Origin of the sequence: Candidatus Accumulibacter sp. ACC012 (genome assembly GCF_907163155.1) — a bacterium.
Classification (GTDB): domain Bacteria; phylum Pseudomonadota; class Gammaproteobacteria; order Burkholderiales; family Rhodocyclaceae; genus Accumulibacter; species Accumulibacter delftensis.
Window position 1 is genome coordinate 147888 of record NZ_CAJQUC010000002.1, and the last position, 13789, is coordinate 161676.

At 63.8% G+C, this 13789-nt stretch carries 17 protein-coding genes; 4 read left to right on the forward strand and 13 right to left on the reverse strand.

All coding sequences use genetic code 11. The features are described 5' to 3' along the window. Window positions 1–17 precede the first annotated feature (17 nt). From QZ648_RS01185 to QZ648_RS01195, 3 genes are all read right to left on the reverse strand, one after another. Window positions 18–2084, reverse strand: coding sequence for an ATP-dependent helicase (locus QZ648_RS01185; protein WP_291996123.1), 2067 nt, complete (start codon window positions 2082–2084; stop codon window positions 18–20). A 484-nt stretch (window positions 2085–2568) separates the two neighbouring features. Then, on the reverse strand, window positions 2569–3717 hold the full coding sequence (locus QZ648_RS01190; RefSeq protein ID WP_169065961.1) for a HupE/UreJ family protein: 1149 nt from the start codon (window positions 3715–3717) through the stop codon (window positions 2569–2571). Continuing rightward, window positions 3714–4931 (reverse strand): hypothetical protein, encoded by a 1218-nt coding sequence (locus QZ648_RS01195; protein ID WP_169065962.1) that lies wholly within the window; start codon window positions 4929–4931, stop codon window positions 3714–3716. The genes QZ648_RS01190 and QZ648_RS01195 overlap by 4 nt, the downstream gene beginning before the upstream one ends. A gap of 83 nt (window positions 4932–5014) precedes the next feature. Between QZ648_RS01195 and QZ648_RS01200 the strand changes: the two genes are divergently transcribed. Further along, window positions 5015–5206 carry a hypothetical protein gene (locus tag QZ648_RS01200; protein ID WP_169065963.1) on the forward strand — a complete coding sequence of 64 codons (192 nt, stop codon included), beginning with the start codon at window positions 5015–5017 and terminating at the stop codon, window positions 5204–5206. 193 nt (window positions 5207–5399) lie between these two features. Here QZ648_RS01200 and QZ648_RS01205 read toward each other — a convergent pair whose 3' ends face one another. From QZ648_RS01205 to QZ648_RS01250, 10 genes are all read right to left on the reverse strand, one after another. After that, a complete protein-coding gene (locus tag QZ648_RS01205) occupies window positions 5400–5633 on the reverse strand; it encodes a thioredoxin family protein (RefSeq protein WP_169065964.1) in 234 nt (77 codons plus the stop codon). A gap of 215 nt (window positions 5634–5848) precedes the next feature. Next, window positions 5849–6853, reverse strand: coding sequence for a permease (locus QZ648_RS01210; protein WP_291995862.1), 1005 nt, complete (start codon window positions 6851–6853; stop codon window positions 5849–5851). Window positions 6854–7051: 198 nt separating this feature from the next. After that, the gene (locus QZ648_RS01215; RefSeq protein ID WP_291995863.1) at window positions 7052–7345 is read right to left on the reverse strand and encodes a hypothetical protein; all 294 of its coding nucleotides are present in this window, start codon (window positions 7343–7345) and stop codon (window positions 7052–7054) included. A 574-nt stretch (window positions 7346–7919) separates the two neighbouring features. Continuing rightward, on the reverse strand, window positions 7920–8288 hold the full coding sequence (locus QZ648_RS01220; RefSeq protein WP_291995864.1) for a hypothetical protein: 369 nt from the start codon (window positions 8286–8288) through the stop codon (window positions 7920–7922). A gap of 78 nt (window positions 8289–8366) precedes the next feature. Beyond that, window positions 8367–8654, reverse strand: coding sequence for a hypothetical protein (locus QZ648_RS01225; protein ID WP_291995865.1), 288 nt, complete (start codon window positions 8652–8654; stop codon window positions 8367–8369). 17 nt (window positions 8655–8671) lie between these two features. Continuing rightward, window positions 8672–9586 (reverse strand): TIR domain-containing protein, encoded by a 915-nt coding sequence (locus QZ648_RS01230; RefSeq protein WP_291995866.1) that lies wholly within the window; start codon window positions 9584–9586, stop codon window positions 8672–8674. Between the two features lie 143 nt (window positions 9587–9729). Further along, on the reverse strand, window positions 9730–10206 hold the full coding sequence (locus QZ648_RS01235) for a nuclear transport factor 2 family protein (RefSeq protein ID WP_291995867.1): 477 nt from the start codon (window positions 10204–10206) through the stop codon (window positions 9730–9732). A gap of 160 nt (window positions 10207–10366) precedes the next feature. After that, window positions 10367–10546 carry a hypothetical protein gene (locus QZ648_RS01240; RefSeq protein ID WP_169067935.1) on the reverse strand — a complete coding sequence of 60 codons (180 nt, stop codon included), beginning with the start codon at window positions 10544–10546 and terminating at the stop codon, window positions 10367–10369. Between the two features lie 339 nt (window positions 10547–10885). Further along, the gene (locus QZ648_RS01245; RefSeq protein ID WP_169067934.1) at window positions 10886–11260 is read right to left on the reverse strand and encodes an Hsp20/alpha crystallin family protein; all 375 of its coding nucleotides are present in this window, start codon (window positions 11258–11260) and stop codon (window positions 10886–10888) included. A 12-nt stretch (window positions 11261–11272) separates the two neighbouring features. Next, the gene (locus QZ648_RS01250; protein ID WP_169067947.1) at window positions 11273–11707 is read right to left on the reverse strand and encodes an Hsp20/alpha crystallin family protein; all 435 of its coding nucleotides are present in this window, start codon (window positions 11705–11707) and stop codon (window positions 11273–11275) included. A gap of 158 nt (window positions 11708–11865) precedes the next feature. Between QZ648_RS01250 and QZ648_RS01255 the strand changes: the two genes are divergently transcribed. The 3 genes from QZ648_RS01255 (at window position 11866) to QZ648_RS01265 (ending at window position 13769) form a co-directional block, all read left to right on the forward strand. Beyond that, window positions 11866–12819: a DnaJ C-terminal domain-containing protein gene (locus QZ648_RS01255; RefSeq protein WP_169067933.1), complete on the forward strand. Its 954-nt coding sequence runs from the start codon at window positions 11866–11868 to the stop codon at window positions 12817–12819. Between the two features lie 3 nt (window positions 12820–12822). Continuing rightward, a complete protein-coding gene (locus tag QZ648_RS01260; protein WP_169067932.1) occupies window positions 12823–13131 on the forward strand; it encodes a chaperone modulator CbpM in 309 nt (102 codons plus the stop codon). Between the two features lie 95 nt (window positions 13132–13226). Next, window positions 13227–13769, forward strand: coding sequence for a hypothetical protein (locus tag QZ648_RS01265; RefSeq protein ID WP_291995868.1), 543 nt, complete (start codon window positions 13227–13229; stop codon window positions 13767–13769). Window positions 13770–13789: the final 20 nt, after the last annotated feature.

A 13789-nucleotide genomic window follows, 5' to 3' on the forward strand; every position in this document is an offset into this window, starting at 1 on the left:
GTAGCGGGCGGCGGAGGTCATTTCCACATCGCCCGCATCCGCGCCGCCAGGTCGAGCGCCTGTTGTTTGGCTTCGGGATTGGCGGCCGGAGCTTCTGGCGCGGGTGGCCACGAGCCTTGCTCGAAGTGGGGCAGCAGCGCGTTGCTGATGAAGCGTGTGCGGCTGGCGTAGAGATGCCGGTCGCCGAAGCCTGCTTGATGGGTGACGTAGAAGCGCTGCGGGACGATGATTTCCAGGTACTCCCTGGCGCGGGTCATGGCCACGTAGAGCAGGCGCCGCTCCTCCTCGATTGCGGCCGCCGAGCCGGTGGCCATGTCGGACGGGATGCAGCCATCGACGGCGTTGAGAATGGTGACGGCGGTCCATTCCTGCCCCTTCGCCGAGTGAATGGTCGACAGGATCAGGTAATCCTCGTCGAGCAGCGGTGGTCCGGCCTGGTCGCTGCTGGCGTCCGGCGGGTCGAGGGTCAGTTCGGTGAGAAAGCTTTCGGCGCTGGCGTAGGTGTTGGCGATGCGGCCGAGCTGCTCGACATCGGCCTGGCGGATTTCCGCATCCTGATGCAGGCGGTCGATCTGCATCTCGTACCAGCGGCAGATCTGATCGAAGGCGGTCGGCCAGGCCGCGCCAGCCGCGCCGCAGCAATCGACCAGCGTGGTGAATTCCAGCCACGCGGCGCGCGCGCCTGCAGGGACCGGCTGCTCGCCGAGCAGGGCGGGAGCGGGAGTGGTTTCGGCGACATTGCGCAGCACCTGGCTGGCCGTCTTCGGGCCGATGCCGGCGACCAGTTGCATGGCCCGGAAGCCGGCGATCCGGTCGCGCGGGTTCCGGGCCCAGCGCAGCACCGCCAGGACGTCCTTGACGTGTGCGGCTTCGAGAAACTTGAGGCCGCCGAATTTGATGAAAGGAATGTTGCGGCGAGTGAGTTCGAGTTCCAGGCGCACGCTGTGTTGTGCGCTCCGGAAAAGCACCGCCTGTGCCTTGAGCCGGACACCGGCTTCGCGCCGGGCGAGTACCTGCTCGACGACATAGTTCGCCTGATCGGCGTCGTCGCGAAGCGAAACCAGGGTCGGTTTTTGCGATGACTGACGCTCGCTCCACAGATCCTTGCTGAAGCGCTCGGCGGCGAGGGCAATGACCTGGTTGGCGGCGGCCAGGATCGGCTGCGTCGAGCGGTAGTTGCGCTCCAGCGTCACCAATTGCGCGGGCGGTTCGAAGTGCGCCGGGAAATCGAGGATGTTGCGCACCGTTGCGCCGCGAAAAGCGTAGATCGACTGCGCGTCGTCGCCGACCACCGTGAGGCCGCTGCCATCGGGTTTCATGGCCAGGAGAATCGCCGCCTGCAGGCGATTGGTGTCCTGATACTCGTCGACCAGCACATGCCTGAAGCGCGCGCCAAGCTCCCCACCGAGCGCCGGATCGCTGACCATCTGCGCCCAGTAGAGCAGCAGATCGTCGTAGTCGAGCACCTGCTGCGCCTGTTTGGCTTCGACGTAGGCGAGAAACAGTCGCTGCAGATCGCCCTCCCATTCGGCGCACCAGGGAAAGCTCGTTTGCAATACCTCGCGCAGAGGCGACTGGGTGTTCACCGTCGCCGAGTAGATCGCCAGGCAGGTCCCTTTCAGTGGAAAGCGTTTGCTCTTGACCGCGAAGCCGAGCTCGTGGCGCACCAGGTTGGTCAGGTCGCCCGAGTCCTGCCGATCGTGAATGGTGAAATTTGGGTCGAGGCCGATGCGGCCCGCGTACTCGCGCAGCAGGCGTGCACCGACGCCGTGAAAAGTGCCCGACCAGTTGAGCGACGGCGCGGCGGTACGCGCCTGACCCGCGGCGCAACGCGTCAGAAGGCGCTCGACGCGGCGGCTCATTTCGCTCGCCGCCCGTCGCGAGAAAGTGAGCAGCAGGATTCGCCCCGGGTCGGCACCGTGGGCGACCAGCTGCGCGACCCGCTGCGCCAGCGTCGCGGTCTTCCCCGATCCCGCGCCGGCGATGACCAGCAGCGGTGGATGCGCAGCATCGCTGGCTGCCAGGCCAGTGTCGTCGATGCCGAAAGTCGCCGCCTGGCGCTGCGCTGCATTTAGCTGGGCCAGCGGATCGACAGCGCGCGGCGTTGCCGCCTTCTGCGCGGCTGCGCTTTCAGACTGAGCATGTTCAACGGCTTGCGGGGCGCGCACCGGCGATTCCTTGTGTGCTGTAATTAACAACAGTATAACGTAGCCGCCTGGCTGAACACGTCACGCTGCTATAGTGCCATCCCACCCCCTCCACCCCGACCCAGCAGCCATCCCGTACCCACCGTCATTGTGAGGAGGCGTAGCCGACGCGGCAATCCAGCTCCATCCTCTCACTATTTCCCGCCGCATTGACCTATTGACAATGCGAAAAGCCAAACCTCTGGATTGCCACGTCGGCTGCGCCTCCTCGCAATGACGTGCGGGCTGATGTGGCGCCGCATTCCGCATTCCCCATTCCCCATTCCCGGCAAGACTTTGGCAAGCCTGACAGCGGCGTAAGATCCGCGCGGTGGCCGGGGGATTCATATGTTCCATAGTGCGTGCAACACGACACTATCGATCAGCTGCCGATCAGCTTCAGATCGAAAGCGCGTTCGAGCAGCCAGACCAGGGCGATGGCCAGCGTGGCCAGGGAACCGCCGATGAACACGCCGCGGCGATAGAAGCCGGTGTTGCGCAGCGCGTAGGCCAGCGGCAGGAAGACGGCGACAATCGCCAGCTGGCCCACTTCGACGCCGAGGTTGAAGCCGAGCAGGGAGAGCACCAGCGCCTGCTGTGGCAGGCCGAGTTCGGCGAGCACGCTGGCGAAGCCGAAACCGTGGATCAGGCCGAAGGCGAAGGCCACCAGCCAGCGCCGGCCTTCGACCAGCGGTTTGAGATTGTTGGCCGCCGCCAGTACTACCGACGCGGCGATCGCTGACTCGACCAGCCGCGACGGAAGCTGGATCAGGCCCAGTGCGGCCAGCGAGAGGGTGATCGAATGGGCGACGGTAAAGGCCGTGACCACCCACAGCACTTCGTGCAGCGCGTCGCGGAAGCGCGCCACCCCGCGCCAGCCGCCGTTCTCGTGCACCAGCACCGCGGGCAGCAACAGGGCGAGCAAAAAGAGGATGTGATCGAAGCCAATCCAGATGTGCCAGATACCCTCGACGAGATACTGCCCGAACTGCGCCAGGCGTGAGCTCTCGCCGGCGACAAAGCGCTGTTCGGCACGCTCCGGGGCGAGGACGGCGGAATGCGAGCTGCCGTCCAGCGTCAGGCGCAGCAGGCCGCGGTGCAAGGCATCGAGCTCGAAGAGCAGGCGGTAGCTGACGCTCAGCTCGGCATCGGTGCGCGGGCATTCGCCCCGCAGTTGCAGCACGGCGTAGGCACCGTCGGTGTGCGTGTCGACCAGGTGGTCGGCGACCCCTATCCGGCAGCTACCGCCGCGCTGCAGGCCGAGGCGGCCGAGCGCCCAGGCGTCGATATCGGGCTGGCGTGCGCGCAGTTCGCCCCAGGTGATCTCGCCGTTGCCGTCGACATCGAGCCCGAGCGCAAAATCGATGTCGCGCAGCGCGATGTCCCATTGCCCGGTGACCTGGCTACCGCTGACATCGAGGATCAGGTAGCTGTCGCTGGCCTTGTGCGCCGAGGCGAGCGGAGAGAGGGCGAACAGCACGAAGAAAAGCAGCAACGCCGGCAGGCGAAACGGGCAATGGCGGAGACTCATCGCGGAGCTTCCGCCCTGGACGCTGCTTGTGCCGGGCCCGGCGCCAACCTCTGACCCAACTCGCGCAGTCGCTGATCCTCAAAGCCGCTGTCGCGCAACCAGTCGCGCGCCGGCTGTGCCGCTGCCGGGTCAGCTGCGGCGATCGCCGCTTCGAGCAGGATGCGCGCGTCACGCGGTTCGCGCTGGACGGCGTAGTTTTCCGCAGCCAGGCGCACGGCGCTTGCCGGGTCCTTGCGCAGATGCAGGGCGTAGCGCGCCTCCTCGGCACGATGGGTGGTGTCGCCACGTTGGCGGGCGGCCGCAAAGCGCTCATCGAGCGTCTGCGCCAGGCGTGCGGCGTCCGGCGAGTTCTCCAGGGCTGCTGCCTCGGCAAGGCGCAGCAGCAGGGTGTCGGATGCTTGCCAATCCGCCAGTTCGCGGAGCACTTCGGCGGGTCGGCCGTTGTCGAGCAGAAAGTCGCTCCAGGCGGCAAGCAGATAGCCGTCGTCGCGACCGATGCGCAAGGCCTCGCGGTAGTGCTCTTCCGCGACTTTCGGCTGGCCACGCCAGGCCGCCACTTCGCCCAGACGCGTCAGCAGCCAGAGGCGATTGTCGGGGTCGCGGCTGCTCGCCAGCCCCTGCTGCAAGGCGCCGTAGCCGGCTGCGAGTTGACCGCCGTAGGCCTGCGCGAGGCCGCTACAGCTGGCATGAAGAATGGTTTTTCCCAGCGCCTGCAGGGCAGCGCATTCCTCTTGCGCAGCGGCGTAGTTGGCCTGGACCAGAAAAATGGCGCCGCGCCAGGCGTGCGCCTGCGCGAGTTGCGGATTTTGCACCAGGGCCGCCGCAAAATCGTCCAGCGCCGCTTGAAAGCCGTGCCGATACTGGTTCAATATCCCGCGCATGGAAAGCAGTTCGGGCGGCAGTGGCTCTGGAAAACGCGCGATCACTGCTTCGGCATAGCCGGCGTAGCGCGGATCGCCACGGGCCATGGCCAGGTCGAAATAGCGCTCGGCGAGCCGCGCTGCCGGCAGCGGGTCCTTGCCGGCGGCAGCCATCGCCGCGCGCAAGGCGACCAGTTCGCGGGCACTGGCGTCGCCGGCCCGCGTCGGCAGCCGTTCCAGCACTTCCGAGTCGTCGCTCGGTTTGCGCGGCGCGGCATGCGCGGTCAGCGCCAGCAGCGCTACCCCGGCCGCCAGCAACCAGGGCAGAAAGCGAAAGTGGGTGCAAGAGGTCAACTTGAGAAGGTCCATTCGCGTTACTATTTTTGTGCGTGCCAAATCGGCCGTCACATTCTCCAACAAATCCAGAGGAGTTTCATATGCGCAAGCTACTATCCGTTCTGATTGCAGCGACCTTCGCCACTGTCTCCGCTAGTTCCTTCGCCATGTCGCATGGCGGTGCCCCCAAGGACGAGAAGAAGATGGAAGAGAAGAAGCCCGACACGAAAGACATGAAGGCGGACGAGAAGAAAATGGACGACAAGAAGGACATGAAGGAAGAGAAGAAATAGCCGTACGGCTTCCTGAAAACAAGAGCGGGCTTCGGCCCGCTTTTTTGTTGCCCTTGTCGGGCCGGACGAATTTCTGCGCCGCGTCGAAGCACTTTCGTGCCTCCCACTGCGCACGCCCCCACCGCGCACGCCGGGCCAGAAACAGTGCACAACAAATCGCGCGCGACAAATCGCGTTTGCGACGCCTGGCAAATCACCTTCGCAGCATCTTCTCCACTTCTGCCGCCGTCAGCACCTTGCCGACCGAGACCACCTTGTCGTCGATCGCCAGGGCCGGCGTCGACATCACCCCATGCGCAGCGATCTGCGCGAAGTCGGTCACTTTTATCACGTCGGCCGTCAGGCCCAGACTGGCGAGTGCCTTTTCGGTGTTTTCCGTGAGGGTGCTGCATTTCTTGCACCCTGGTCCGAGAATCTTGATGATCATATTGCGCTCCGTAGCTTAATGTGAAAGTCGCGCAAGCGACTCACGAAACTCCCTTCTCCCCTCGCGGGAGAAGGGCCGGGGGTGAGGCGGGGAATTCAGGGAGCATGGTCCCTGCCCGTCGAACGATTCCGGCGTGCAAGCCGGAATGCGCACTGCAAGTGAGAGGGGGCGGTCATGTCTTTCATCATCAGGGGTGTCTCGACATGTCATGACCGTTAGATGAAGAGATACGCATAGGCGTTGAACAGATAGCCGATGAGGACGATACCAAACGTGACGATGCCGAAGAACAGGGCCAGCAGCGGCGCCTTGACGACTTTCTTGAGCATGATCAGGGAAGGTAGCGACAGCGCCGTGACGGCCATCATGAACGCCAGCGCCGTACCGAGTCCAACACCTTTGCCGACCAGGGCCTCGGCGATCGGCAAAGTGCCAAAAATGTCAGCGTACATCGGCACACCAATCAGGGTGGCGAGGGGCACCGACCACCAGTTGTTCTGGCCGAGCAATGATTCGGTCCATGCAGCCGGAATCCAGTTGTGGATGGCGGCGCCGATACCCACACCGATCAGCACGTAGACCCAGACACGGCCGAAGATGTCGCTGACTTGCGCGCAGGAAAATTGCAGGCGATCGCGGCTGCTCAGCTGCTCTTGAGGCGTGTCGAGCACCGCGTTGTGCATGACGAAGGATTCCACATAAGCTTCCATCTTCGCCCTGCCGATCAGCATGCCGCCGATCACCGCCAGCACCAGGCCAAGGAGCACGTAGGCGATGGCAATCGTCCAGTTGAAGATGCTGGCCAGCAGGATCACCGAAGCCAGATCCACCAGCGGCGAAGAGATCAGGAACGCGAAAGTCACTCCCAGTGGCAATCCCGAGCTGGTGAAACCGATAAAGATCGGAATCGACGAGCACGAACAGAACGGCGTGATCGTGCCCAGCAGTGCGCCGGCAACTTTGGCACTGAAGCCCTGCATGCCGCCGAGGATACGCCGCGTGCGCTCGGGCGGAAAATGGCTCTGCACCCAGGAAATGGAGAAGATCAGCACCGCGAGCAGAATGAAGATCTTGATGACGTCATAGATGAAGAAATGCACGCTGGCCCCGCTGCGGCCGGCCAGGTCCATGCCGAACCCGTCCTCGACCAGCCGGCCGACCAGCCAGGCCAGCCAGTCCATACGCAGCAGTTGATCGTTCAACCACTTGAAAACTTCCATCTTCAGGTCCTGATTGCTTTCTTGGATGAGGCCAGCGGCGGCAGTGTCAGCTTCGCGATCGTGCGCAGCAAACCGGGTTCAAGTTCCCGCCCCGCGGCCTTCAATTGTGCCTTGACCTTCCCGGCAGCGCCAGCAAGGGTTCAAAATAGAGAAAACCAAGCAAAGCCGGGATAGCCATGCAGCCGATCTTTTCATCAGCTACTCTTCGCAACATCGTGATCTGACCCGCGCGCTCGCGGGCGTGATCGAGGCGCAGTACGGTGCATCGCCAAGGTGATGGCGGGTGAGCCGATTGCGACCCGCGCACCGCTGCACGAACTCTATTTCCGCCAGCACGGCCAGCGTCTGATCGACGCCAAGCAGCGCCAGCTGGCGCGCGATCCACGCGAGATCGCTCCCACCGAACTGCTGCAGGCCAAATGCGAGGTGGTCGACTATCTCGATGCGCCAGCCCGCGTGCTCGATGCGCCTGCTCCCGTGCTCGTCGGGCAAGCCTTTGTTCCGCGTTCGTCAGCCCGCCGAGTGCTGCAGCGAAGCTTTTTGCTCGATCGGCGCCGCGGCGAAGCGTCCCGGCAAGGCTCGGAGCCTCGCTGGCAAGGCTCCGAGCTTGCGCGGGCAAGGCTCTGCGCTTCCCCGGCAAGGCAAAAAGCCGTTCCCGCAAGCCTTTTTGCTCGGCGTGCAAGGCATCGAGGTTTGCACCGCAAGGCTTTGATCCTTGCGGGCGAAGCGCAAAGCCTCGCGCGCAAGCTCGCGAAGCTTGTCCTTGCTGCCGTTTTTCAGCTCGATCGAAGCGCGGAGCCTTGCGCGCAAGGCTTTTTGCCTTGCAGCGAAGCTTTTGTTGCTTGCACCGTGAAGCTCAGAGCCTTGCGCCCGAAGCTCCGCGCATTTCACCCGAAGCTCGGAGCCTTGCACGTCGAGCGTACGCTCAGCTTTCCAACAATCCTGAGCTTTTACTGTCCGGCGTGCAGAGTGCAGAGTGCAGAGTGCAGAGTGCGGTCCACTCTGAACTGGAGCAGTTCCTTAGCAACCTCCGCAATCGTGCGGACTCGGTCCGCCTGGTCAGCGCTCAAGCGTTCTGCACAGCGCGCTTCAGGATTGGTGCGTTGGTGTTCGATGACGTCAATAAGAAGTTGATGGCCCTGGTCCAGGAGGAGCTGCCGGTGAAGTGCAGCTCGGCGATCGACAAGATCAAGCGCCAGATCGGTCGTTGGCTGCTCGCCGCCGCTGCGATGACGAGGCGCTTGAAGCCGCTCATCCCGGAGAGCCCTGCCAACCTCCAGAAATTCGTTGCCGGCCGCTCAAACCCTCGAATCCCGCAGCCAAACGTTTCGAAGCTCTTGATCCCCTGTTCGCCGGTGCCATGGAGCACCTTCCCGAGGATGAAGCCCTTTCGGTGACGACGGACAGTGGCTCGGCATTCGCGGCCAGCAGCCATGCGAAGCGCGCTCGAAAAAGTCTACGTCCGCTTCGCTTTCGCCAGCTTTAGCCACACGGGTCATGCGCCTCAACGCTCTCAGCCAGCGTTGCCCGGGTCCTGCTCCGCGAGCCGGCGGTTGATCGCGAGGCATTCCGCAAAGGCCGCCTGCGCCTCGCCCAGCTTGCCCTGCGCCTGCAGCACGTCGCCGAGGATACATTCGGCATCCGCTTCTGCCTGCGCGTCGCCCACGTCGCGCGCGAGTTTGCGAATGCCGAGCGCGTCATCACCGAGTTGCGCCGCTTCACCCCGACCAAGCCGTACCCACGCGATACAGAGCGATGCCCATAAGAGGGCGCGAGCGTGGATCAGGTCCGTCCCAGCCAACTCCCGCAACGCCACCGCTAGCGCATTGCGGTCTTCGGGGTGTGCGGTGCCAGACCAATCACGGTCGAGTTGCTCAAGCTCGCTGGCGGCTTCATCCGGCGCGCAGCAAAGGCGGTGGTAAATCCACTCGATGCGTGCGGCAGCCGCGGTGTCGATGGCGGCACGGTCACGCCCAGCTCCTGGACGAAGGCACGGAGCTCGCGGTCCATGTCCGTGCTTCCCTTGAAGTCGAAGCGTCCGCAGGCGATGCCCGCACGGGGAAGAGTATTGGCGAGCATCTGCCGGGTGATGTGGCTCTTGCCGGTCTCGCTCAGCCCGCGGATCCGCAGCAGGCGCCAATCCACGTCGGAGGTCAGCAGCTGAGCAAAGGCTTCCCGCGCACCGCTATGGTTGGCCATGGGCCATGCGAGTGGCGGGGGCGTTTTCGGCCATGCCGGTCCGAGCGGCGCGCCCGCTGAGACGGCTTGCAAGTCGGGCCTGAGGAGGTGAAGGCGGGCGATGATCAATTCAGCGCTGGCGGCGGCACTGCGCCCGCGCACGTCGGCCACGATGGCGTTGAAGAGGATGCCTTCGATCTCGCCATCGCCGACGCGGATCGGCAGAACAGCGTCGCGCTCGCGTTCCTGGGCGGCTGCGCTGCATTTCATGTGGCGGGCGCGAATTGCCCGGTGCTCGGCCTGCGTCCAGGGTTTGGACCCATAACGTTCCGAGACGCACACGACGGCCAGTTCGCATCGTTTACCGTATATCTCCTGAAGTTTCAGGTCCGCATCGTGGCCAGCGATGTAGTGCTCGAACCACTCGTCCAGGAACACGCTACCGCGCCCCAGCCGATTCTCCACCGCCTCGGCGATAGCTCGCACGAGCTCGCGCTGTTCGCCGGCGAGGGAGAATGCGACGAGGAATCTTTCAGGCACGGCGCGGGTTGGCATGAGTCGAGGGTACGGCGGGTTCGGTTGGCAAATGCGAATAGTGCACGAACACCTTCAAATACCCAAGCCAGGCGAGGGGGATTGATGGCGCGCGAGTGCCCGGACGTCGCCGCCCCGATCCGTCTGCGTAGAGCTGCGCGAAACTACCCTACAGGGTCATGTCCGCCGCAATTGCTGGCTGCTGCCTCGACGTCGACAGTCTCCGGGTGGAGAACGACTTTTTCAGTGTAGGGATCGAAGGGCGCCGAGCAATGGTCGTGAACGATCAGCCAGCCGCCGTTCGCATGCGCTCGCCAGACGATCGAACTGCGCAGCCAGTGCCGCCCGGCGGGGTGGTTTGCTGGCAGGTCGACGAAGTGCCAGAGGAAATGGGCGACCGCCATTTCAGCACCGATGTTGACCGTGAGATCGCGCGTTTCGATCGCGCAGCCGTCGGGGAAATGCGGGAAGCAGGCGGCGACCTTGGCGCGCATGGCCTCGATGCCGCTGGAGAAGGGCGGTATGGCGTCGAACACCACCGCGTCCGGCGCGTAGAGTGCCATCAGGCGGTCGAGCTGCTTGTTGCAGAAGGCTTCGCCCCACTCGGTGATCGCAGCGTGGACAGTCTTGTGGTCGTGCATGTGGGCTCTCCTCAGGCCTGGCCGCCCAGCGCCCTGAAGCGTTCGAGGCTGTCCGACGGGGCGAAATTTTCGAGTGCGTTCAGCGGACCTGCCTTGATCTCGGCGGGCAGACTTCCGCCGTGGTGGTGAGCCGATAAGCAGCGCTGGCCAGAGTTTACGCTCAGTGGCTGCTGTAGGTCTCGATTGGCGGGAATGTCGCGGCGTAGCGTGTGATCCACTCCAGCGCCGCGCTATCGTCGTCCAGTAGTCGTCCTTCGACGCGCAGCACTTCCTGGCGATAGTGCTCGATGTGCTGCACCTGCTCCACCATGCGGGTGGAAAATGCGCCTTCGGCTTCCATGTGGCGGCTACCTTTGCGAGAACTGAACGTAGGTGTCGTGAGCAAGATCCGAGCCGAAGGAGTGAAGTTTAGGAAAAACAATTGCTTATTGATGTTTCGCGACGACCTTCAGGAAACGATGTAAAGAATGTCGACAGCCAGATGGGCCGAAATGCCGCGTTTCTGCGCCTGGAGATGCGAGGCCTCGCGTGCACCGCGGGGCCCTTGATGTACATTGGAATGCACACCTCTCCAGCGAAGAATGGTCATGCGTGAAGCCACCTTCACTCAACTGCTAAAGCAGGCACGGCATCTTTTTCGACCCCGTCGAAGCGGGGGGCGTACCCCCGCCGGCGATGCTTACGTGACCGTGACCTGCACCTTGCGCGGTTGCGCGTGCTCGGCCTTGGGGATGCTGAGCTTGAGCACGCCGTTCTTGAACTCGGCGCCGACCTTGCTGGCGTCGAGTTCCTTGGACAGGGTGAACACCCGCCGGTAGCGGGCCAGGCCGACTTCGGCGTGGCTGTTCTCCATGCCCTCGGGCATTTCGAGAACGATTTCGCCTTCGATGGTCAGGGCGTCGCCTTCGACGTGCAGATGCAGCTTGTCCTTGGGAACGCCGGCCAGATCGGCGTAAAGGGTAATTCCCGCGGCATCTTCGATGACGTCGACCGGTGGCTGCAGGGCCGCATCGTCCCGGGCGTCGGCTTTGCTGACAGCAGTGTTTTCAGACATTTTCGATCCTCCTTACTGAATGGTGATGCGGCGTGCTTGGGCGTCTTGCTTGCGACCGATGCTGATGTGCAGCACGCCGTCGCGGTACTTGGCTTCGACGGCATTCGCGTCGACGTCGTCGGGCAGGGTGACGACGCGGCGGAAACGGCCGGCAAAACGCTCGTCGATGTGCACGGTTGCCTTCTCGTCGGGCTGCTCGATCTGGCGCTCGCCGGCAACGGTGAGTACGCCTTTCTCGATTTGCACGTCCAGCGTCGCCGGGTCGATGCCCGGTGCGAAAGCATAGATTTCAACGGACTTGGCGGTGCCGCCGACATTCATCGCCGGGAAGCCGCCACGGGCTATGCCGCGAATGCTCGGGGAAAGGTGCAGACCCTGCTGCATTTCACGCTGCAGCCGATCCAGTTCCGACAACACATCGCGGGGAAACAGAGAGCGGTACATCATCATCACAAATCCTCCATAAGCTTGGCTCAGGGGCGCCGGACTCGGCGCCTCCCTACCGAAATGGGGCATTTTCCGAGGACTTCAAGATCTTGATTTGAGCCTTGTTCGCCCCCATTTGCTAACCTTGTTGCACGACTGCTGAAGATCGGGGATAGCGAATGGAATTCAAGGATTACTACCAGACTCTGGGGGTGTCGCGCGAGGCGACGGCCGACGAGATCAAGAAGGCTTACCGAAAACTGGCGCGGAAATATCACCCGGACGTTTCCAGGGAAGCGAACGCCGAAGCGCAGATGAAGGAGGTCAACGAGGCCAATGAAGTGCTCTCCGACCCCGAGAAGCGCGTCGCCTACGATCAGTTGGGGCGTGGCTACCGGCCCGGTCAGGATTTTCGCCCGCCACCAAACTGGGATGCCGGTTTCGAGTTTTCCGGGCGTGGCGGCGCGCCGGGCGAAACGGCCGACTTCTCCGATTTCTTCGCCGAAATGTTTGGTCGCAGGGGCGGCGCGCGTGGCTTCAGTGGCGGCCAGCGCACACCGTTCCAGGCGCGTGGCGAAGACCATCACGCCAAGGTCCTGCTGGACATTGAAGACGCTTTCAGTGGCGCCACCCGGCAGATTTCCCTGCGTGCGCCGAAGAACGACGCACGCGGTCACGTGGCACTCGAAACGCGCACCTTGAACGTCAGAGTCCCGCAGGGAGTGTACGCCGGCCAGATCATTCGTCTGGCGGGGCAGGGTGCGCCGGGGTCCGGCGGCGCGCAAGCTGGAGACCTGATGCTCGAGGTTCAGTTCAGAGCGCATCCGCGCTTTCGCGCACAGGGGCGCGACCTGCATCTGACCTTGCCCATCGCCCCCTGGGAGGCAGCGCTCGGTGCGGTGGTGCAGGTCGATCTGCCGCAGGGCGGGGTCAACGTACGTATCCCGGAAGGAACGCAGAGCGGACGGCAAATGCGGGTCCGCGGCAAGGGAATTCCGGGTGCTGCGCCGGGCGACCTGTTGCTCGATATCCAGATCGTATTGCCGCCGGCCGATACGGCCAAGGCGAAGGAACTGTATGAAACCATGGCGCGGGAGCTCGCTTTCGATCCGCGTTCGCCGGGGAGGGCGTAAGCGATGCGCGACGATGAGATTCTCACCGGCAGCCCGATGGAAGACAGTTGGGTAACCCTCGAACAGCTTGCCGCCGCCTGTAGCGTCGAACCGGCGTGGCTACAGCGTCATATCGACGACGGGCTGATACCGCAGGCCGAGAGCGTCGCCGGCGTGTGGTGTTTTTCCAGCATCAGCATTGTGCGTGCACGGCGCATGAGCCAACTGGAACGTGACTTCGATGCGGTTCCCGAGTTGGCCGCTCTGGTCGCTGACCTGCTCGAGGAACTCGACGAGCTGCGCGCGCGGGTTGGCAGCGCCGATCCGGGGTAAGCCGGCGGCTAGTGAAATGTTGCTCGCCGGGTGGGTGACGGCAGCACCACTCTGGCGACTACCGACGCCAAGAGGACATGAGCAGGAGAAAGCCTTTGCGATCTTCTCACGAGCTCGGCGCCAGCGGCGGCTGGCAGCCGGTCGCCGGCTGGCAGCTGATCGTGGTTGTCGTTTTCGCGATGACGGTTCTCTACCTGGGCAATACCGGCGAGCGCTGGTTTCCGCTGCTCGACTCGGCGAATCTCGCTTTCCACGAGGCCGGGCACCCGCTCTTCTGGCTGCTTGGCAGTCGCCTGGGTGTGTACGGTGGCACCCTCGGCCAGCTGGCGCTACCGCTGATCGTCGCGTTGAGCTTCTGGCGCCGTCGCGATCCCTTCGCCACTTCCCTGGTGATGCTTTGGCTGTTCCAGAACTTCTTCAACATCGCTCGTTACATGGCTGATGCGCGTGCGCAGATGCTGCCGCTGGTGGGTGGTGATCACGACTGGAGCGAGATCTTCGCGCGCTGGCAGCTGCTTCATCTCGATACGCGTATTGCCGGCCTGGTCAGCCTGCTCGGCTGGGCTGGCGTGCTCTTCGTCTGTTGCGCGCTGGCGCGGACCTGGTGGCGGGCGCGCAGTTGTACTCGGTGCTGCTAAGGCTGAATTAAGGATGCGCG

Excerpts from the sequence above, each read along its gene's own strand:
- QZ648_RS01190 (WP_169065961.1), bottom strand. The coding sequence starts at position 3,717 with ATGAGTCTCCGCCATTGCCCGTTTCGCCTGCCGGCGTTGCTGCTTTTC.
- QZ648_RS01200 (WP_169065963.1), top strand. The coding sequence starts at position 5,015 with ATGCGCAAGCTACTATCCGTTCTGATTGCAGCGACCTTCGCCACTGTC.
- QZ648_RS01205 (WP_169065964.1), bottom strand. The coding sequence starts at position 5,633 with ATGATCATCAAGATTCTCGGACCAGGGTGCAAGAAATGCAGCACCCTC.
- QZ648_RS01210 (WP_291995862.1), bottom strand. The coding sequence starts at position 6,853 with ATGGAAGTTTTCAAGTGGTTGAACGATCAACTGCTGCGTATGGACTGG.
- QZ648_RS01220 (WP_291995864.1), bottom strand. The coding sequence starts at position 8,288 with ATGGCTGCTGGCCGCGAATGCCGAGCCACTGTCCGTCGTCACCGAAAG.
- QZ648_RS01230 (WP_291995866.1), bottom strand. The coding sequence starts at position 9,586 with ATGCCAACCCGCGCCGTGCCTGAAAGATTCCTCGTCGCATTCTCCCTC.
- QZ648_RS01235 (WP_291995867.1), bottom strand. The coding sequence starts at position 10,206 with ATGCACGACCACAAGACTGTCCACGCTGCGATCACCGAGTGGGGCGAA.
- QZ648_RS01240 (WP_169067935.1), bottom strand. The coding sequence starts at position 10,546 with ATGGAAGCCGAAGGCGCATTTTCCACCCGCATGGTGGAGCAGGTGCAG.
- QZ648_RS01245 (WP_169067934.1), bottom strand. The coding sequence starts at position 11,260 with ATGTCTGAAAACACTGCTGTCAGCAAAGCCGACGCCCGGGACGATGCG.
- QZ648_RS01250 (WP_169067947.1), bottom strand. The coding sequence starts at position 11,707 with ATGATGTACCGCTCTCTGTTTCCCCGCGATGTGTTGTCGGAACTGGAT.
- QZ648_RS01255 (WP_169067933.1), top strand. The coding sequence starts at position 11,866 with ATGGAATTCAAGGATTACTACCAGACTCTGGGGGTGTCGCGCGAGGCG.
- QZ648_RS01260 (WP_169067932.1), top strand. The coding sequence starts at position 12,823 with ATGCGCGACGATGAGATTCTCACCGGCAGCCCGATGGAAGACAGTTGG.